Source organism: Pseudomonas sp. GL-B-26, from assembly GCF_019947405.1.
Taxonomy (GTDB): domain Bacteria; phylum Pseudomonadota; class Gammaproteobacteria; order Pseudomonadales; family Pseudomonadaceae; genus Aquipseudomonas.
Genome location: NZ_JAGYGJ010000016.1, coordinates 106122 through 125025 on the forward strand (window position 1 = coordinate 106122; position 18904 = coordinate 125025).

The window sequence follows — 18904 nt, forward strand, 5'->3', positions numbered from 1 at the left end:
AGGGATTCACCGCATGAGGAAATCACTACTCGCCTTGCTCCTTCTGGCCTCGGCCGGTTTGGCGCACGGGCAAGTGCAACTCAAGGAAGGTTTTCCACAGCAATACACCGTGGTATCGGGTGACACGCTTTGGGACATATCGGGGAAATACCTTCGTGAACCATGGAAATGGCCGGAACTCTGGCAGGCCAATCCACAGATCGAAAACCCCAATCTGATTTACCCCGGCGACTCGCTGTCGCTGGTCTACGTCAACGGGCAGCCACGCCTGACCCTCAATCGCGGCGCTTCCAGGGGCACCATCAAGCTTTCGCCACGCATCCGCAGCAGCGCGGTTGCCGATGCTATCCCGAGCATTCCGCTGCAATCGATCAACAGCTTTCTGCTGAGCAACCGCATCATCGACAAGGTCGAGGACTTCGACAAGGCGCCTTATATCGTCGCCGGCGATGCCGAACGCGTGCTCAGTGGCACCGGTGACCGAATCTTCGCTCGCGGTCACTTCGACCCGGCTCAACCGGTTTACGGCATCTTCCGTCAGGGCAAGGTCTACACCGATCCTGTCAGTAAAGAATTTTTGGGGATCAATGCCGACGATATCGGCGGTGGCGAGATTGTGGCCACCGAAGGCGACGTCGCCACCCTGGCGCTGCAACGCACCACTCAGGAAGTCCGCCTCGGCGACCGCTTGTTCAGCGGTGAAGAGCGCTCGATCAACTCGACCTTCATGCCCAGTGCGCCAAAAACCGAGATCAACGGGCTGATCATCGATGTGCCGCGCGGGGTTACCCAGATTGGCGCGCTGGATGTGGTCACGCTGAACAAGGGCCAGCGCGATGGCCTGGCCGAAGGCAACGTGTTGGTGGTGATGAAAACCGGCGAGACCGTGCGTGACCGGATCACCGGTCAGCCACTGAAAATCCCGGATGAGCGCGCCGGTTTGCTGATGGTTTTCCGCACCTACGACAAGCTCAGCTACGGGCTGGTGCTCTATGCATCACGCTCCCTGGCGGTGCTGGACAAGGTGCGAAATCCTTAACAGGCTCAACAAGTTACCAACAGAGTTATCCACAGCTTATTCCCGTTTGAACGGGGCTCATAACGATCAAGGATGATCCATGTCGCTGTCTGCTTTTGCACCGGTTTCCCCTGCGGAACTGGAAGCTCGTTTACGTTTGCATCGCCTGCCGGAACTCGGCCCTGCGCGATTCAAGAAATTGCTTGAGGCCTTCGGCTCGGCGTCCAAGGCAATCAGCGCGCCGGCCAGTGCCTGGCGTTCGTTGGGTTTGCCCCTCGCTTGCGCGGAGGCCAGGCGCTCCAGTGAAATCCGTGATGGCGCGAGCCATGCATTGGCCTGGTTAGAGCGTCCGAGCCAGCATTTACTGATGTGGGACCAACCTGACTATCCGGCACTGCTGGCGGAAATCAGTGATGCGCCGCCGCTGTTATTCGTGGCGGGCGATCCGGGAATTCTGGAAAAACCGCAGCTGGCGATGGTCGGCAGCCGTCGCGCTTCGCGGCCGGGCATGGACACCGCCGCTGCTTTTTCCCGCAGTCTGGCCGGTGCCGGTTTTGTCATTACCAGCGGTCTGGCCTTGGGCATTGATGCCGCCGCCCATCAAGCCGCTTTGGACGTGGGCGGGCGAACGGTCGGTGTACTTGGCACGGGGCTTGAAAAGTTTTATCCACAGCGCAATCGACGGCTGGCAGATGCCATGATCGCTTCGGGCAGCGCGGTGCTTTCGGAGTTCCCGCTGGACGCTGGTCCCAGCGCCAGCAACTTCCCCCGGCGCAATCGAATCATCAGCGGTTTATCCCTCGGCGTGCTGGTGGTCGAGGCAAGTATCGCCAGCGGTTCGCTGATCACCGCGAGGCTGGCGGCGGAACAGGGCCGCGAGGTGTATGCGATTCCAGGTTCGATCCACCACCCGGGCGCAAAGGGTTGTCATCAGCTGATCCGCGACGGCGCGGTGCTGGTAGAAACCATCGAGCATATCCTCGAAGCCTTGCGTGGCTGGCAACGGTTGCCGTTATCCACAGCGACACCAGCAGTGACACATCCGTTGCTCATGCTGCTGCATGCCGCGCCCCACACCAGTGAAGCGTTGTCCGTCACCAGCGGCTGGGCCTTGCCAAAAGTGCTGGCAGCGCTGACGGAGCTGGAAATGGATGGCCGGGCGGTCTGCGAAAGCGGGCGCTGGTTTGCGCGGGTGAGCTAGGTTTTACAAGGAAGATCGGTAAACTGCGCAGAGCCTTATTCCGGAGAGTTTTTCATGGTCAACAGTTGGCGTGTGCAACAAGCCGCACGAGCCATTCGCGCAGGCGCGGTGATTGCCTACCCAACCGAAGCGGTCTGGGGCCTGGGTTGCGACCCGTGGGACGAAGAGGCGGTCTATCGTCTGCTGGCGATCAAGGGTCGGTCGGTGGAAAAAGGGTTGATTCTGGTGGCCGACAACATTCGCCAGTTCGACTTCCTCTTCGAAGACTTTCCTGAATTGTGGATGGATCGCATGGCCAGCACCTGGCCAGGGCCGAACACCTGGCTGGTGCCGCATCAGAATATGTTGCCGCAGTGGATTACCGGCGTGCATGAAACGGTGGCGCTGCGGGTCAGCGATCACCCGTTGGTGCGGGATTTGTGCGCGGTGGTCGGGCCGTTGGTTTCAACGTCGGCCAACCCGCAGGGCCAACCGGCGGCGCGGACGCGGATTCGCGTCGAGCAGTATTTCCGTGGGCAGGTGGATTACGTGTTGGGTGGGAATCTGGGTGGGCGCAAGAATCCGAGCGTGATTCGCGATCTGGCGACCGGCCACGTCATCCGCCCGGATTAAGACCGAGGTGCGGCTATTCGCGAGCAAGTCGAATCGTCGCACCGCCGCTCCCACAGTTGACCGGGTTTCCTCAGCGGAATGAGGTTAAATGTGGGAGCGGGCTTGCTCGCGAAGGCGTCTTCAAGGCAACAAAACAGTCGAACCAGTCGTACGCCGCGCCGACAACTCGGTCTGCGCCTTCGCCGCTTCGGCCAATGGATATTTCTGGCTGATGTCCACCTTCAACTTGCCGCTGATGATCATCTCAAACAGCTCATCCGCCATACGCTGCAGGTTCTCGGCATTGTTGGCGTAGGTCGCGAGCGTAGGGCGGGTCACGTACAGCGAACCCTTCGCCGAGAGAATCCCCAGATTCACCCCGTCTACCGCACCGGACGCATTGCCGAAGCTCACCACCAGACCGCGAGGCGCCGCGCTATCAAGCGAAGTCAGCCAAGTGTCCTTGCCCACGCCGTCGTACACCACCGGGACTTTTTTCCCGTCAGTCAATTCCAGTACGCGCTGTGCGACGTTTTCATGGCTGTAATCGATGGTCGCCCAAGCGCCGTTGGCCTTGGCCAGTGCGGCTTTCTCTGGTGAGCTGACCGTGCCGATCAACTTCACGCCCAAGGCCTTGGCCCATTGGCAGGCCAGGGAGCCGACGCCACCCGCGGCAGCGTGAAACAGGATGGTTTCGCCACCCTTGAGTTCATACGTCTGACGCAGCAGGTACTGCACGGTCAGGCCCTTGAGCATCACGCCGGCGGCCTGTTCGAAGCTGATCGCGTCCGGCAGATGCACCAGGTTGGCTTCCGGCAACACGTGAACGTCGCTGTAGGCGCCCAATGGACCGCTGCCGTACGCCACGCGATCACCGACCTTGAACCGGGTGACTTCACTGCCCACCGCCTCGACCACGCCCGCGCCTTCCGAGCCCAGGCCCGATGGCAGGGCTGGCGGGGCATAGAGGCCGCTGCGGTAATAGGTGTCGATGAAATTCAGGCCGATGGCCTTGTTGGTCACGCGAACCTGCTGCGGGCCAGGCTCGGCGGGTTGGTAATCGACATACTCGAGTACTTCGGGGCCGCCATGGGCGCGGAACTGGATACGCTTGGCCATCAGAACTCTCCTTAGGTCTTGGCTACTGGATTTGTAGCGCGAAGCTCCCTATCGAACTCCCAAGCTTGATCTTCGTCAACTGCGGCAGGTCCATCTGCGATGTTATGCTACGCGCCCATTTGCGCCGGCCCCGCTCCCATGGAGCGCCGCGTAGCTTTGCCCGATTCAAGGTGATGACATGACGACCCGCACCGAGGCCGTAAAAGCCTACCTGCTCGACCTGCAAGACCGCATTTGCGCGGCCCTCGAAGCTGAAGACGGCGGCACGCAGTTCGTCGAAGACGCCTGGACCCGACCTGCCGGCGGTGGCGGTCGCACCCGGGTGATCGAAAACGGCGCGGTCATCGAAAAGGGCGGCGTCAATTTTTCCCACGTCTTCGGCAGCGGTCTTCCTCCGTCCGCCAGCGCCCATAGGCCAGAGTTGGCTGGCCGTGGCTTCGAAGCCCTTGGCGTGTCTTTGGTCATTCACCCGCACAACCCGTATGTGCCGACGTCCCACGCCAACGTGCGCTTTTTCATCGCTGAAAAAGAAGGTGAAGAACCAGTCTGGTGGTTTGGCGGCGGCTTCGACCTGACCCCTTATTACGGCAATGAAGAAGACTGCGTGCATTGGCACCGCGTTGCCGAACAGGCCTGTGCGCCGTTCGGTCCGGATGTTTACCCGCGCTACAAGGCCTGGTGCGACAGCTATTTCCACATCAAGCATCGCCACGAGCCGCGCGGCATCGGCGGCCTGTTTTTCGATGACTTGAACGAGTGGGACTTCGACACCAGCTTCGCTTTCATGCGTGCCATCGGTGATGCGTTCATCGACGCCTACCTGCCGATCGTGCAGCGCCGCAAAAATGATGCGTTTACCGCCAAACAGCGTGAATTCCAGGAATTCCGCCGTGGGCGCTACGTTGAATTCAACCTGGTCTACGACCGCGGCACGTTGTTCGGTCTGCAATCGGGCGGGCGTACCGAGTCGATCCTGATGTCCCTGCCACCGCAAGTACGCTGGAGCTACGACTGGAAAGCCGAGCCGGGCAGTGAAGAAGCACGGCTGACCGAGTACTTCCTGCAAGACCGCGATTGGTTGGCCAACGCCTGAACGAGGAATCCTGATGGACCGTTATGTCGTATTCGGTAACCCGATTGGCCACAGCAAGTCGCCGCTGATCCACCGTCTGTTCGCCGAGCAGACGGCTCAAAAACTGGACTACAGCACGTTGCTGGCGCCCCTCGACGATTTTTCCACCTGCGCCCGAACGTTTTTCCTCGAGGGTCGCGGGGCGAATGTGACGGTGCCGTTCAAGGAAGAGGCCTATCGTCTGGCGAACAGTCTGACGGCGCGGGCGCAACGCGCCGGTGCGGTGAACACCCTGAGCAAACTCGCGGATGGCAGCCTGCTGGGCGACAACACCGATGGCGCCGGACTGGTGCGGGACCTGACGGTCAACGCCGGTTTCAGCCTCAAGGGCAAACGCATCCTGCTGCTCGGTGCTGGCGGCGCGGTGCGCGGTGCGCTGGAGCCGTTGCTGGCCGAGCAACCTGCCTCGGTGGTCATCGCCAACCGCACGGTGGAAAAAGCCGAACTGTTGGCGGAATTGTTCGCGGACCTGGGGCCGGTGTCGGCCAGTGGTTTCGATTGGTTGAAGGAGTCGGTCGATCTGATCATCAACGCGACATCCGCCAGTCTGTCAGGGGATGTACCGCCGATTGCCAGCAGTTTGATCGAACCGGGCAAGACGGTGTGCTACGACATGATGTACGGCAAGGAGCCGACCTCGTTCTGCCGTTGGGCCAGTGAACATGGCGCGGCGGTGTCGATGGATGGCTTGGGGATGCTCGCGGAACAAGCGGCAGAAGCCTTCTTCCTGTGGCGCGGCGTGCGGCCGGACACGGCGCCGGTGCTGGCCGAACTCCGCCGCCAGTTGGCCCTTTAAAAGCTTCGCGAGCAAGTCGAATGGCCGCGACACCGATTTCGGATCAGTCCTCAAACCGGATCGGGCATTTCTCCGCCCCTTCCAGCTTCCGTAACTCTTCCACCACCTGCGGCCGCGCACGCCGCAGGGTCAGGCTGCGATCCTGGCGCAATAGCCGTCGCGCTTCCTGGTGCAGCATCTCCACGCCTGAATAGTCGATGAAGTTGATCTGTTGCGCCTCGATCACCACGCGCGCGCCGTGCATCCGTTGCAGGCGTACTTGCAGGTAATGGCTGGCGCCGAAAAAGATCGAACCGCCAACCCGCAGAATGTCTTCATCCCCATCCCGCCAATGCTGAACTCGCGGTTGTGAGGTGCGTTTGAGGTAGAAGAACAGCGAAGCCAGCACCCCGGCGTAGATTGCGGTCTGCAATTCCAGCAGCAGCGTGGCGACACAGGTCAGCGCCATGACCAGGAACTCGGCGCGACTGACCCGCAACAACGCGCGAATGCCGCGATGATCCACCAGACCCCAGGCGATCAACAAAATACTGCCGGCCATGGCCGGGATCGGAATGTGCGCGATCAAATTCGCGCCGAAGATGGCGAACAGCGCCACCCACACCGCCGAAAAAACGCCGGCCATCGGCGAGCAGGCACCCGCTTCGTAGCTCAGGCCCGAGCGGGTGAAGGAACCGGCTGACAGTGATCCGGAAAAAAACGCACCCACCATGTTCGATAAACCCTGGGCGCGGACTTCCTGATTGGCGTCGAGCAACTGCTGGGAGCGGGCCGACAAGGATCGGGCAATTGACAGACTGGTGACCAGCCCGAGCATGCCCACCGCCACCGCGCTGGGTAGCAAGCGCAGAATCAGGTCCAGATCCAGCGGCAGCGGGCTGAAAGGCGGCAACCGCCCGACAAATGCGCTGACCAACTTCACATGACCGAACATCGATGGCCAGAGCCAGACCAGCAATCCGCTCAGTACCAGGGTGATCAATAGCGTCGGCCAGCGCGGCAGGAGCAATTTCAGGATCACGCCCACGACGACCGTCGCCAGGCCCAGCATTAGCGACGGTTTATCCACTTCGCCAAGATGACTGAACAGCATCATCAAGCTGTTCAGCGCTGTTGCCTGGTTGGGCAAGTCCAGCCCCAACAGATTCGGCAGTTGGCCGATGGCAATCACCACCGCCGCGCCGAGGGTGAAACCCAGCACCACCGAGTGCGAGACGAAATTCACCAAGGCGCCGAAGCGCAGCAAACCGAGCAGCCACTGGAAAATGCCGGCAAGCAGCGTCAGCAACAGGATCAGGGTGACGTAGTCCTCTGACGCAGGAACGGCCAGCGGACTGACGCTGGCATACAAGACAATAGAAATCGCCGCCGTAGGACCGCAGATCAAGTGCCATGAAGAACCCCAGAGACAGGCGATCAGCACCGGGATAATCGCAGCGTACAGACCGTATTCAGGTGGGAGACCGGCGATCAGCGCGTAGGCAATGGATTGCGGCAACGCGAGAATCGCACCGCTGAGGCCGACGATCAGGTCGCGACCGACGCTGGCGCGGGTTTGCCGGGGCATCCAGCTAAGGAAGGGGAAGAGTGAATGGCGGCTTGGGAAGGCCATGGGTCCTCTCGGGTGGGGGTTTGCGCAAGGGTAGCAGGGTGGGGACTGCCAGGGAGATCGCCCCCTCACCCTAACCCTCTCCCCAGAGGGGCGAGGGGACTGACCGTGTTGAATGTTCGGAATACTGCGACCTGAGATAACGAGGCGAACTCAGGTCTGAAAAACACCGGAGATCTGCTCCCTTTCCCCCTCTCCCCTATGGGGAGAGGGCTGGGGTGAGGGGTGGATCCTGAGTCAGACACAATACTCAGGATCGATCCATCAAAGCTTCGCTTTCACCGCCCCCAACGCATCCTTCCCATCCACTGTCTTCACCCCATCCAGCCACTTATCCAGTACCGCCGGATTAGCCTTGATCCACGCCTTGGCCGCATCAGCATTGCTGACCTTCTTGTTCACCACCTCGGCCATGATGCTGTTCTCCATGTCCTGGGTGAAACTCAGGTTGGTGAGCAGTTTGCCAACGTTCGGGCAGGCCTGTGCATAACCTTTGCGGGTCAGGGTATGGACGCTGCCGGTGTCGCCGAAGTACTTCTCGCCGCCCTTGAGGTAATGCATTTTCAGTTGCACGTTCATCGGGTGTGGGGTCCAGCCGAGGAAGGTCACGAACTTCTGTTTTTTCACCGCGCGGGACACTTCGGCCAGCATGGCCTGCTCGCTGGACTCGACCAGTTTCCACTGGCCCATGTCGAAGTCGTTCTTCTTGATGATTTCCTGCAAGGAGATGTTGGCGGGAGCGCCGGAGCCGATGCCATAGATCTTCTTGTCGAACTTGTCGGCGTACTTGTTCAGGTCGGAAAAGTTATGCACACCCGCGTCCCAAACGTAATCCGGGACCGCGAGGGTGAATTCGGTGCCGTCGAGGTTCTTTGCCAGTTGCGTGACATCGCCGGTGGCCACGAACTTGTCGTAGAAACCCTGCTGCGCCGGCATCCAGTTACCCAGAAACACATCGACCTGGCCATCTTTCAAGCCGCCAAAGGTGATCGGCACTGCAAGCGTGTCGACTTTGGCCTTGTAGCCCATGCCGTCCAGCAGAAACCCGGTGATGGCGTTGGTCGCGGCGATATCGCTCCAGCCAGGGTCGGCCATTTTCACCGTCTCGCAACTCTGATCGGCATAGGCCGATGCACTGCCCAGAGCCAGAAGCCCGACCGTCATTGCTGTGGATAACCTACGCATGGCATTCCCCTTAACATTATTGGTTTTGGCAGGGTTGTGGATAACGTGCTTTACGCTCCAGATCGTCGAGGTCGATGTGGTTGCGCATGTACTGCTGACTGGCGTCCACCAGTGGCTGGTGATCCCAGCTCTTCAGCTTACCGATGGTTAACGCCTCGGCGACAAAACGTCGGCGTCGCTGGCTGGCGAGCACTTGTTGATGGATCGCCGGGATATCCCATTTGGCCCGGGCTTCGGCGAAAAATTCTTCGAAAAGCAACCGATGTTGCGGCGATTGGCTGAGTTCTTCCAGTTCGCGCGGGTCGTTGTGTACGTCGAAGAGCAGGCAAGGATCGTCTTCGCTGTAGATGAATTTGTAGGCGCCGCGGCGAATCATCATCAGCGGGCTGATGGTGCCTTCAGCCATGTACTCGCCGAAGACCTCGTCATGACCGCCCTGCCCTTGCAGGTGCGAGACCAGCGAGCGGCCATCCAGCGGCAGCCCAGGCTCCAGCGAACCGCCGGCCAGTTCGACGAAGGTCGGCAACAGATCGGCGGTGGAGACCGCCGCGCTGACCCGGCCAGCCCCGAATTGCCCCGGCGCACTGATCAACAGCGGCACGCGGGCGGCCATTTCGTACCAATGCATTTTGTACCAGAGCCCACGCTCGCCGAGCATGTCGCCGTGGTCGCCGGAGAACACGATGATGGTGTCATCGATCAGACCGGTTTCCTCGAGTGTTTGCAGGAGTTTGCCGACGTTGCTATCGATATAGCTGCACGCACCGAAGTATGCCCGGCGCGCATCGCGAATCTTATCCACAGGCAACGGTTTGTCCCACAGGTCGTAAACTTTGAGCAAACGCTGGGAGTGCGGATCAAGTTCGGTCTGCGCCGGGGTTTCAGGCAACGGGATATCTGCGTCGTCATACATATCCCAGAAAGCCTTGGGAATGGTGTACGGATCGTGTGGGTGGGTCATCGAAACGGTCAGGCAGAACGGCTGATCGCCATCTTCCCGGATGTGATCGAACAAATACTGCTGGGCCTTGAACACCACCTCTTCGTCGAAATCCAGCTGATTGGTGCGTACACATGGCCCGGCTTGCAGTACCGAAGACATGTTGTGAAACCAGGTTGGACGCACGTCCGGCTCGTCCCAGTTCACAGACCAGCCGTAATCGGCCGGGTAGATGTCGCTGGTCAGGCGTTCTTCATAGCCGTGCAGCTGATCCGGGCCGCAGAAATGCATCTTGCCCGACAGCGCGGTGCGGTAGCCGAGTCGACGCAGGTAGTGGGCATAAGTCGGTACGTCGGCGGGGAAATCGGCCGCGTTGTCGTAGGCGCCGATCTTGCTCGGCAACTGACCGCTGACCAGGGTAAAACGCGACGGCGCACACAGTGGGCTGTTGCAATAAGCGGCGTCGAACACCACGCCTTCGGCGGCGAGGCGGCTGAGATTGGGCAGTTTGATGGGCGAAGGGCCGTAGAACGGCAACATTGGCGCGGCCATCTGATCGGCCATGATGAAAAGAATATTCTTGCGCTTCATGTGATCGCGGCATTCCATAGTGAATATTTATGCGAGAGTGCTGCGATCGAGCATGTAGCCCAAGCAATTTGTGGTAAAGCCCATGCGCGGCAATGACTAGGATAAGCACAGCTTATGTATGACACCCTTGGTGATTTGTCTCTGGATTTGCTTCGCGCCTTCGAAGCAGCGGCCCGTCAGCGCAGCTTCACGGCGGCCGCGGTGGAGCTCGGCACCACGCAACCGGCCATCAGCCAGCAGATCAAACGGTTGGAAGAACAACTCGGGACGCGGCTGTTCGACCGGATCTATCGCGGCATCGAACTGACTGAGGCCGGGACGATCCTGTTTGAGCAGGTTCAGCTCGGATTGCAGAACATCGACGCAGGATTGAGCGCGATCAGCGCACAGCACCAACATGAAGTGTTGCAGGTCGCCACCGATTTCGCCTTCGCCGCGTATTGGCTGATGCCGCGTCTGCATCGCTTCCATGCCGCCAATCCTCAAGTGGACGTCAGCCTGGTCACCAGCGAACGCAGCCTCAACATGCTGCGCACCGATATTGATGTGGCGGTGTTGTTTGGTGATGGCCGATTCAAACAGGGCGAAAGCCATTGGCTGTTCAGCGAGGAAGTATTTCCGGTGTGCAGCCCGTTGCTGTTGAAGGATCGTCCCCTGCCCTTGCCCTCCCAGTCATTGCTCGAGTTTCCGCTGCTGCACCTTCGAGGCGAAAACAGCAGCAACTGGTTCGACTGGAGCGGCGTGTTTCGGGAGTTGGGGATCGCTTCGGCACCTGCGCCTGGGCAATTGCGCTTCGACAATTACACGCTGTTGATCCAGGCGGCGATTGGCGGCCAGGGCGTGGCGATTGGGTGGCGACACCTTGTGGATAACTTGCTGGCGCAAGGTTTGTTGTGTCGACCGATCGCGGAAACGGTCATTTCCAGGCTCGGCTATTACGTGGTCCTGCCCCAGCGGAAACGGCGTGGTGCGCTGATTCAACAGTTTGTGGACTGGCTGATGGCTGAGCAGGCCAGCAGTGCGCAATCGTTGAATGGCCTACCGTTGCCGTCGATTGCCGTTTAGAAGCGAAAAGATCGCAGCCTGCGGCAGCTCCTACAGGGCTCCGCGTATCGGCATCGATCTTTACGATTCTGAAGTCGCAACGAAATTCACGTGTTCGCCGACATGCAGGTTCAACCGCAACTCATCGGCAATCCCCACGGCCACCCGGCTCAACCGTTCAAGCGGTTCGGCGAGGCCCGGCTCCAGGCTGCGGCTGACGTGGCTGAAATGCTCGATGGTCAGCCCGGCCACCCCGCGCGGCGCATTGACCAGCGTCCAGTGCAAGGTGCTGCTTTGCAGGGCCTCGCGGATTTCTTCGGCGGCGTGGCGTTGCAGTCGATCTTCTATCTCCGGATCGTCCAATACCTCGAAATCGCCCACCAGAAACAACCGGGCAATCCCCGAGGCCTGCATGCCATCGATCAGAGCATCCACCGCCAGCACTTGCTCGACCGGGCCGGGCACGATGGATTTCTCCACGTGCTCGCTGTTCATCGGCAACCCTGGTGCATCCAGCAGACAGATCACCGCCGAACAGCCGGCGACGCTCTGCTTGACCCGCTTGGCGTCGAACAAATCACCGGATTTGGTCCGCAATCCCGGGCGCGGCGCGAGCGCCGTCAAATCATCGATAATCGCGATCACTTCATGTTGGCGCCGCAGCATTTCAGCCATCAGCGCACTGCCCAGGCTACTCATGGCACCATAAAGCACCACTTTCACCACCGGGGTTTCGGCATTTTTCATGGCCGTGCTCCGTTCTTCCTATCTTTATGGCGTGTGACCTGTGGGAAACGACGCCGGTTCGACTCGGTTCAGAGGGTTTCAAATGCAGCAGATCAAGGGCTACCACGCCCATGTCTACTTCAACGCCAGCACCCTTCCTCAGGCGCGAGCCTTGTGTGAGCAGGCGGCGCAACTGTTTCCAGTGAGGATGGGGCGCGTCCATGAACGCCCGGTGGGCCCGCACCCGGACTGGAGCTGCCAGTTGGCTTTCGAGCCGCAATACATCGGCGACGTGCTGCCCTGGCTTGCGCTCAACCGCAAGGGTTTGGTGGTGTTCCTGCACCCGGACACCGGCGACGATCTGCTCGACCACACCGAGCATGCCATCTGGATGGGCGCGATTCGGCCACTGGATCTGTCTATTTTTTGATCAGTTTACAACTGTTCCTCAGCTTCGCCGGGCAAATGTTCATCCAGATGCAGCCAGGGCAGACGGTTGTCAGTCCAGATATGTTTTTCGGCGGGTGCCTGCTCGGGATGATCGAGGGTGGCGATGGTCACGTCGATGCTGTCCGGGCTCAGGTGCGAGACCAGCGCTAGCTGCGCCCCACAGTTGTCGCAGAAATACCGCACGCAGGTTGTTGAAGAGTCGTACTGCGCCGGCGTCCCTTTCACCCATTCAAAGGCTGACGCGGGCACGGTGATCCAGGTGGTCACGATCCCGCCGCTGACCCGTCGGCAAATCGAACAATGACAGTGGGCGATGTCGTGCAAAGGCCCGCTGAATTGATAGCGCAGATGTCCGCAATGGCAGCCGCCCGTATGAATTTCGGCCATGTTTTTTCCTCCTGCCCCGTATTCAGGGACATTGAACCCGTCCGACGACCGGTTGCACATCTGGTCAATGCTTTCATCCGCGAAAGCTGGCTGAAAGCTTCCCCGATTAGGATCGCCCCCACTGCCGGCAACAGACCGGTTGGCCAACGTGAGTGTTTGATTGCTTGCACGGTCCATTTAACAACAACAATGGTGATCCTGATGTCCTCTTCTATCCGCCGCTTCGCTGTCACTCCGCCCATACGCCTCGTGCTTCCCGTTCTGCGCTGACCCACCCGGTTCGCCCATTCCCTAGCCGCGCTATGCCTGGAGTATTCCCATGCTGACTTTCCTTGGCTTTGCCATGGTCATCACGTTCATGTTCCTGATCATGACCAAGCGCCTGTCCGCGCTGATCGCTCTGATCATCATTCCGATCCTGTTCGCACTGTTCGGCGGTTTTGCGCCGAAGATCGGCCCGATGATGCTCGAAGGCATCACCAAGCTCGCACCGACCGGTGTGATGCTGATGTTCGCCATTCTGTACTTCGCCCTGATGATCGACTCCGGCCTGTTCGACCCTGCCGTGCGCAAGATCCTCAAACTGGTCAAGGGCGACCCGTTGAAAGTTTCGGTCGGCACCGCCGTACTGGCGCTGATCGTGTCCATGGACGGTGATGGCGCCACCACTTATATGATCTGCGTGGCCGCCATGCTGCCGCTCTACGCCCGTATCGGCATGAGCCCGCGGATCATGGCCGGCCTGATCATCCTCGCCGGTGGCGTGATGAACATGACGCCTTGGGGCGGGCCGACCGCTCGTGCGGCCAGTGCGCTGCACGTGGACCCGTCCGACATCTTCGTACCGATGATTCCGGCGATGGCTTTCGGGGTGCTGGCCATCCTCATGATTGCCTACTTCTATGGCAAGCGTGAGCGTGCGCGCCTGGGTGAGCTGCATCTGGTGGGCGATGAAATCGACCACAGTGAAATCAGCGTTTCGCAATTCCCGGATGCCCGTCGTCCGAATTTGATCTGGTTCAACGGTGCCCTGACCCTGGCCCTGATGGGCACCCTGGTGGCCGGTCTATTGCCGCTGCCGGTGCTGTTCATGGTGGCATTCAGTATCGCAATGATCGTCAACTACCCATGCCTGCAGCAGCAGAAAGACCGCGTCGCGGCTCACGCCGGTAGCGTGCTGGCCGTGGTCGGTTTGATCTTCGCGGCCGGTATCTTCACCGGTATCCTGACGGGCACCGGCATGGTCGATGCGATGTCGAAAAGCCTGTTGGCGGTCATCCCGGACTTCCTCGGCCCGTACCTGGCAGTGATCACTGCACTGGTGAGCATGCCGTTCACGTTCTTCATGTCGAACGATGCATTTTATTACGGCGTGTTACCGGTACTTGCGGAAGCCGCCAGCCATTACGGTATAACCGCGGTTGAAATGGCACGTGCCTCGATCGTCGGTCAGCCCGTCCACTTGCTGAGCCCGCTGGTACCATCGACCTACCTGTTGGTGGCCCTGGCCGGTATCGACTTCGGTGATCACCAGCGTTTCACCCTGAAGTGGGCAGTGCTGGTTTGCATGTGCATACTGATCGCCGCTTTGCTGATGGGGATTTTTCCGCTGTTCAGCACTCTATAAGCCCAAGACTCACCATGAAGGGTCCAGGCTTTGTTGTTTGAAGCCCGGGCCCTTCGTGGTTTAACACTCGCACAAAGGAATACACATGGAATGGCTGACCAACCCTGAAATCTGGGTTGCCTTCTTCACCCTGACCGCCCTGGAAATCGTCCTGGGTATCGATAACATCATCATGATTTCGATCCTGGTCAGCCGCATGCCCAAGCACATGCAGGCGCGCACGCGGATTTTCGGCCTGGCGCTGGCCATGGTCACGCGGATCCTGTTGCTGCTGTCGATCACCTGGGTCATGCGCCTCACCGCGGACCTGTTCGAAGTGTTCGGCCAAGGCATTTCCGGGCGTGACCTGATCCTGTTCTTCGGTGGTCTGTTCCTGCTGTGGAAGAGCTCGCAAGAGATGTACCACGCGCTGGAAGGTGAAGACGAAACCAATGAGGAGCCGGGCGGCAAGGGCGGCAACTTCCTCTACACCATCATTCAGATCGCGATCATCGACATCGTGTTCTCGCTGGACTCGGTCATCACCGCCGTGGGCATGGTGTCCCACGTACCGGTCATGGTCGCGGCGATCGTCGTTGCCGTGCTGGTGATGATGTGGGCTTCGGGCACCATCAGCGAGTTCATCGACAAGCACCCGTCGTTGAAGATGCTGGCGCTGTCGTTCCTGTTGATCGTCGGTACTGTGCTGATTGCTGAGTCTTTTGACGTTCACGTTCCAAAAGGCTACGTCTACTTCGCCATGGCGTTCTCGCTGGCGGTGGAAGCGATCAACATCAAGATGCGCACCGCGATGATGAAAAAGCGCAAGCAGCAGGATCCGGTGAAACTGCGCAAGGACATTCCGGGTCAATAACCCGAATGCCATGTGATGACAAAGGGGCCTTCGGGCCCTTTTTTCATATCTGCATCAAGCTGTTTTTATGACAGTTTTGTTTCAATCGCTACTTTAGCTGTGCGATGCTGGCGCGCAGACCGTTAGCCAACTACAGCTTAAGTACAGAACGTAGAAGAACGCGCGGCACCGTCAACTTGCCCCTTTGGGGCGCTACCACCACAGGGGGCCAGCATGCTCACCCTGCTCAATTTGTTATCTGCCGTGGCCTTGTTGATCTGGGGCACGCACATCGTCCGAACCGGCATCCTGCGGGTCTACGGTTCCAACCTGCGCCATGTGATTGGCCGGAACATGTCCAAGCGCTGGCTGGCGTTCATCTCGGGGATCGTCGTGACGGCGATGGTCCAGAGCAGCAACGCCACCGCCATGCTCGTCACCTCCTTTGTCGGTCAGGGCCTGATGGCGCTGACCCCGGCCCTGGCGACCATGCTCGGGGCCGACGTCGGTACCGCGCTGATGGCGCGGGTGCTGACCTTTGACCTGTCATGGCTGTCACCGCTGCTGATCTTTCTCGGGGTGATTTTCTTCCTGTCGCGCAAACAGACCCGACTGGGCCAGATGGGCCGGGTCAGCATCGGCCTGGGGCTGATCATTCTGGCGCTGCAACTGATCGTCGAGGCTGCCGCGCCGATTACCCAGGCCCAAGGCGTGAAGGTGATTTTCGCCTCACTGACCGGCGACATCCTGCTGGATGCCCTGGTCGGCGCGCTGTTTGCGATGGTTTCCTACTCCAGTCTGGCCGCCGTCCTGCTGACCGCGACCCTGGCCGGTGCCGCAGTGATCAGCCTGCCCGTGGCCATCGGCCTGGTGATCGGCGCCAACATCGGCAGCGGCATCCTCGCCTTCCTCAGCACCAGCATGCAAAACGCCGCCGGCCGTCAGGTGGCGTTGGGCAGCCTGCTGTACAAGTTGATCGGCCTGTTGCTGATCATCCCGGTACTCGACCCGTTGGTGCACTGGATCGACAGTCTGGACTTCAGCCCTCAGGAAATGGTCATCGGCTTTCACCTGCTCTACAACACCGCGCGCTGCCTGATCTTGCTGCCGAGTGTCGGACCGATGGCCAGGTTCTGTGCGTGGGTGCTGCCGGAGCGCCCGCAAGCCAACGGCACTGCCAAACCGCGGCATCTTGATCCGACAGCGCTGGTCACGCCCAGCCTGGCGCTGGCCAATGCCGCCCGGGAAACCCTGCGCATCGGCGACCTGATCGACAACATGCTCGAGGCCATGCTCGACGTGCTGAACGGCAAGCAAACCGCCATTACCCAGGAAATGCGGCGCCTGACCGATGATGTGGAATCGCTCTATGGCGCGATCAAACTGTATCTGGCGCAAATGCCCCGCGAAGACCTCAGTGAGCAGGACAGCCGGCGCTGGGCGGAAATCATCGAGCTGGCGATCAACCTTAAACTCGCCAGCGACCTCATCGAACGCATGTTGCGCAAGGTCCAGCAGCAGAAAACCTCTCAGCGCCGGTCTTTTTCCGAGGTCGGCCTGGAAGAGTTGGCGGGGCTGCACACTCAGTTGATATCCAATCTGCGCCTGGGGTTGTCGGTGTTCCTCAGTGCTGATAAGGAAAGTGCCCGCCAGTTACTGCGTGAGAAACGTCGCTTTCGCGCACAGGAACGGCGCCTGGCCCATGCTCACGTCAGCCGATTGCAACGTAAGATCGTGCAAAGTATCGAAACCAGCTCGTTGCACCTTGAGTTGATTGCCGACATGAAGCGTCTGAATTCGCTGTTTTGCAGCAGCGCCTATGTGGTGCTGGAAACTTCCGACACCGGTGCTCTGGCGGTCGACGAATTCGCTGACATCACTCATTCACCCTGAACGTCCACAGTTGCCTGAAGTCTGTTGAACTTACGCTAGCCGTATGGAAACTCGTTATGCGTTGTTTGTTGTTCGCCTGTCTGTTGCTTGGCTCATTCCCTTCATTTGCCCTGGATCGCTTTCAGGTCGAGGGCTATACGCTGCCCAACGGCCTGCAATTGATGCTCAAACCTGGCACCGAGCGCGGGCATGTGGCGATTCGTCTGGTGGTCGGCGTCGGTATCGATGATTTCAGCTGCGCCGACAAGGAACTGCCGCACCTGCTTGAGCACTTGCTGTTCAGCGGCATCGACGCCACGGGCGAAGGCGGGCTGGAAGAACGCATGCAGGCCCTGGGTGGCGAGTGGAACGCCTACACCAGCAATGCCGACACGACGTTCGTCATCGAAGCCCCGGCGAAAAACCAGCGCAAGGTCCTCGACCTGCTGCTGGCGCTGCTGACCCAGACCCGAATCGACGACAACGCCATCAACGCCGCCAAACAAGTGGTCGAGCGCGAAGACGGCGGCCATTACTCGCACCTGCAACGCTGGCTGGATCGCCAGGACCTTGGCCACACGGCGAGTAATCAGCTGGCGGTGGAACTGGGCCTTAAATGCCCCGAGCGGCCTGAGGTCGATCACCTGACCCGCGATCAGCTGGAAAAGGTACGCAAGGCCTGGTACGCGCCCAACAACATGACCCTGATCGTGGTCGGCGATCTCGAGCGGTTGCTGCCGGCCTATCTGGAACGGTCTTATGGCGCGCTTCAAGCGGTCGACCCGACCGATCACCTGCCCCTGCCGGCGATCCAGGTCAGTGCTGCCCATGAGCGCACCCTGAGTCACGGTTTTGTCGGCGGCAGTGCCAAGTTGCATTGGCTGGTACCGGAGCCGGTGCTGGAGGATCAGCATGACGAAACCTTCGACTTGCTCAAGGACTATCTGGACTGGGCGCTCTACCGCCAACTGCGCCTGACTCATAGCTTGTCCTACGGGCCTTCGGTCGAGCGCGAGGTGTTTGGCGGTGTGGGCTTCATGAGCCTGAACGCAGACCTTGAGCGCGACGACGTGCCCGAGGCCGAACAGGTGCTGGATGATCTGAAGGCCGGGTTGCTCAGGGACGGTCTCAATGCCAACACCTTCAACCGCCTAAAGCAGGCCGCCATCGCCCGCCAGGCCTGGGCCGTGCAAGGCAACAGCGCGTTGGCCGATTATTACTGGAGTGCCCTTGGGGACTACGAGGACGGCCGTTTCGCCAACCCGGCCAAGGAACTGCAAGGGGTGACGCTGGAGGAAGCAAATAAGGCCATGCGTGAATTGCTGATGCAGCCGGGCTACCTGCGGATCGAACAGCCGTTGATCAGTGATGATCTGTTTGTGTGGGCGATTGCCGGGGTGCTGGGGCTCAGCATATTGATGCTGATGGGTTGGCGCTTGCATCGAAGGGCACCGCGAACCGTGTAATTGAATGGACTCGCCCAAGCCGAGGCGTCTGTGCGCCACGGTGGCATTCTTATAGAAGCCAACGACAGCGAGGGCGAGGCCATGAAAAAGCATACGACGATCAATCAGTCTTTGTCAGCCGATCTGGCGGCATGCACCACAGTTGCGGTGGATCTTGCCAAAAGAGTCTTTCAGTTGGCCGGGGAGGATGCTCTCGGTCAGGTGTTGTTCGAGAATCGAATCAAGTCACGTGAGGCCTTTCAGGCATTTCTTCATAAGCTTCCAGCGAGCGTGACGGTGTTGGTGGAAACCGGGCCAGGCGCTCAGGCATGGGCACGA

At 60.0% G+C, this 18904-nt stretch carries 17 protein-coding genes and 1 pseudogene; 12 read left to right on the forward strand and 6 right to left on the reverse strand.

The window, feature by feature from the left end:
- Nucleotides 1–13 precede the first annotated feature (13 nt).
- The 3 genes from KGB23_RS13065 (at nt 14) to KGB23_RS13075 (ending at nt 2831) form a co-directional block, all read left to right on the forward strand.
- Nucleotides 14–1039, forward strand: a complete 1026-nt coding sequence (locus tag KGB23_RS13065) for a LysM peptidoglycan-binding domain-containing protein (protein WP_223431364.1) — start codon at nt 14–16, stop codon at nt 1037–1039.
- A 79-nt stretch (nt 1040–1118) separates the two neighbouring features.
- Complete coding sequence (dprA, locus tag KGB23_RS13070; protein ID WP_223431365.1) at nt 1119–2219, forward strand: DNA-processing protein DprA; 1101 nt, start codon at nt 1119–1121, stop codon at nt 2217–2219.
- Between the two features lie 54 nt (nt 2220–2273).
- Nucleotides 2274–2831 (forward strand): L-threonylcarbamoyladenylate synthase, encoded by a 558-nt coding sequence (locus KGB23_RS13075; RefSeq protein WP_223431366.1) that lies wholly within the window; start codon nt 2274–2276, stop codon nt 2829–2831.
- 120 nt (nt 2832–2951) lie between these two features.
- Here KGB23_RS13075 and KGB23_RS13080 read toward each other — a convergent pair whose 3' ends face one another.
- Complete coding sequence (locus tag KGB23_RS13080) at nt 2952–3929, reverse strand: NADPH:quinone reductase (RefSeq protein WP_111448163.1); 978 nt, start codon at nt 3927–3929, stop codon at nt 2952–2954.
- A gap of 178 nt (nt 3930–4107) precedes the next feature.
- Between KGB23_RS13080 and hemF the strand changes: the two genes are divergently transcribed.
- Both hemF and aroE read left to right on the forward strand, forming a co-directional pair.
- Nucleotides 4108–5022: an oxygen-dependent coproporphyrinogen oxidase gene (hemF, locus tag KGB23_RS13085; RefSeq protein ID WP_223431367.1), complete on the forward strand. Its 915-nt coding sequence runs from the start codon at nt 4108–4110 to the stop codon at nt 5020–5022.
- Nucleotides 5023–5035: 13 nt separating this feature from the next.
- Nucleotides 5036–5857, forward strand: coding sequence for a shikimate dehydrogenase (aroE, locus tag KGB23_RS13090; RefSeq protein ID WP_223431368.1), 822 nt, complete (start codon nt 5036–5038; stop codon nt 5855–5857).
- A gap of 43 nt (nt 5858–5900) precedes the next feature.
- Here the strand turns inward: aroE and KGB23_RS13095 are convergent, their stop codons facing one another.
- The 3 genes from KGB23_RS13095 to betC form a co-directional block, all read right to left on the reverse strand.
- Nucleotides 5901–7469: a SulP family inorganic anion transporter gene (locus KGB23_RS13095; RefSeq protein WP_223431369.1), complete on the reverse strand. Its 1569-nt coding sequence runs from the start codon at nt 7467–7469 to the stop codon at nt 5901–5903.
- 261 nt (nt 7470–7730) lie between these two features.
- On the reverse strand, nt 7731–8651 hold the full coding sequence (gene choX / locus KGB23_RS13100) for a choline ABC transporter substrate-binding protein (RefSeq protein WP_150657788.1): 921 nt from the start codon (nt 8649–8651) through the stop codon (nt 7731–7733).
- A gap of 16 nt (nt 8652–8667) precedes the next feature.
- On the reverse strand, nt 8668–10182 hold the full coding sequence (gene betC / locus KGB23_RS13105) for a choline-sulfatase (protein ID WP_223431370.1): 1515 nt from the start codon (nt 10180–10182) through the stop codon (nt 8668–8670).
- A 114-nt stretch (nt 10183–10296) separates the two neighbouring features.
- Here betC and KGB23_RS13110 point away from each other — a divergent pair, with 114 nt between their 5' ends.
- Nucleotides 10297–11247: a choline sulfate utilization transcriptional regulator gene (locus tag KGB23_RS13110; RefSeq protein ID WP_223431371.1), complete on the forward strand. Its 951-nt coding sequence runs from the start codon at nt 10297–10299 to the stop codon at nt 11245–11247.
- A gap of 60 nt (nt 11248–11307) precedes the next feature.
- On the opposite strand, the gene KGB23_RS13115 is transcribed toward KGB23_RS13110, so the two are convergent.
- The gene (locus tag KGB23_RS13115) at nt 11308–11973 is read right to left on the reverse strand and encodes an NAD(P)-dependent oxidoreductase (RefSeq protein ID WP_223431372.1); all 666 of its coding nucleotides are present in this window, start codon (nt 11971–11973) and stop codon (nt 11308–11310) included.
- 82 nt (nt 11974–12055) lie between these two features.
- On the opposite strand from KGB23_RS13115, the gene KGB23_RS13120 reads away from it, so the two are divergent.
- Nucleotides 12056–12382, forward strand: coding sequence for a DOPA 4,5-dioxygenase family protein (locus KGB23_RS13120; protein ID WP_223431373.1), 327 nt, complete (start codon nt 12056–12058; stop codon nt 12380–12382).
- Nucleotides 12383–12387: 5 nt separating this feature from the next.
- Here the strand turns inward: KGB23_RS13120 and KGB23_RS13125 are convergent, their stop codons facing one another.
- Nucleotides 12388–12789, reverse strand: a complete 402-nt coding sequence (locus KGB23_RS13125; RefSeq protein ID WP_223431374.1) for a GFA family protein — start codon at nt 12787–12789, stop codon at nt 12388–12390.
- A 319-nt stretch (nt 12790–13108) separates the two neighbouring features.
- Between KGB23_RS13125 and KGB23_RS13130 the strand changes: the two genes are divergently transcribed.
- The 5 genes and pseudogenes from KGB23_RS13130 to KGB23_RS13150 form a co-directional block, all read left to right on the forward strand.
- Entirely contained in the window at nt 13109–14416 is a 1308-nt protein-coding gene (locus tag KGB23_RS13130) for a CitMHS family transporter (protein WP_223431375.1), read from the forward strand.
- Between the two features lie 85 nt (nt 14417–14501).
- Nucleotides 14502–15269 (forward strand): TerC family protein, encoded by a 768-nt coding sequence (locus KGB23_RS13135; RefSeq protein ID WP_223431376.1) that lies wholly within the window; start codon nt 14502–14504, stop codon nt 15267–15269.
- Between the two features lie 213 nt (nt 15270–15482).
- Complete coding sequence (locus KGB23_RS13140; protein WP_223431377.1) at nt 15483–17141, forward strand: Na/Pi cotransporter family protein; 1659 nt, start codon at nt 15483–15485, stop codon at nt 17139–17141.
- A 56-nt stretch (nt 17142–17197) separates the two neighbouring features.
- Nucleotides 17198–18586, forward strand: a complete 1389-nt coding sequence (locus KGB23_RS13145) for a M16 family metallopeptidase (protein WP_223431378.1) — start codon at nt 17198–17200, stop codon at nt 18584–18586.
- Nucleotides 18587–18667: 81 nt separating this feature from the next.
- Nucleotides 18668–18904 (forward strand): annotated as a pseudogene (locus KGB23_RS13150) (IS110 family transposase); the annotation flags it as partial.